Annotated in this window: 1 protein-coding gene; it reads right to left on the bottom strand. The window is 35.6% G+C overall.

What is annotated here, in order from left to right; all coding sequences use genetic code 11:
• On the bottom strand, window positions 1-182 hold a 182-nt coding region (locus tag AYC60_RS09295), incomplete at its 3' end, for a BMP family lipoprotein (RefSeq protein ID WP_231724612.1).
• Window positions 183-433: the final 251 nt, after the last annotated feature.

Here is a 433-nt window from a genome sequence, read left to right as displayed (position 1 = left end):
CCTACAAATCCTAATACATTAGTTTTAGTCATCATTGCTGCTAACGCACCTGTTAAGAAAGCTCCTTCTTGTTCTCTGAACATTAAAGAAACTACATTGTCTTTACCTTCGATTACATCATCAATTAAAGCAAATTTTTGATCTGGGTATTCACCAGCAACTGCTTCTACAGATTCTTTCATAGTGATTCCAACACCACTTATTAATTCATATTCTCCTGCTTGAGCATATTCAGTTATTTGGTTTTTAGCTTCTTCTGTTGGATCTTTAGGTTCTTATTCTGAGAATTCTACACCTAATTCTGCTTTAGCTTTTTCCATTCCTCTAAAAGCTGAATCATGGAATGATTTATCGCCTTTACCACCTGTTGAATAATCTATAGCAACTTTTTTTCCTGTTGCTTCAGCAGCTGGTGCGTCTTCAGTTTTTGCTC

The sequence above is a fragment of the Streptobacillus felis genome (genome assembly GCF_001559775.1).
Classification (GTDB): Bacteria; Fusobacteriota; Fusobacteriia; order Fusobacteriales; family Leptotrichiaceae; genus Streptobacillus; species Streptobacillus felis.
This window is presented reverse-complemented; position numbering and strand designations above follow the sequence as displayed.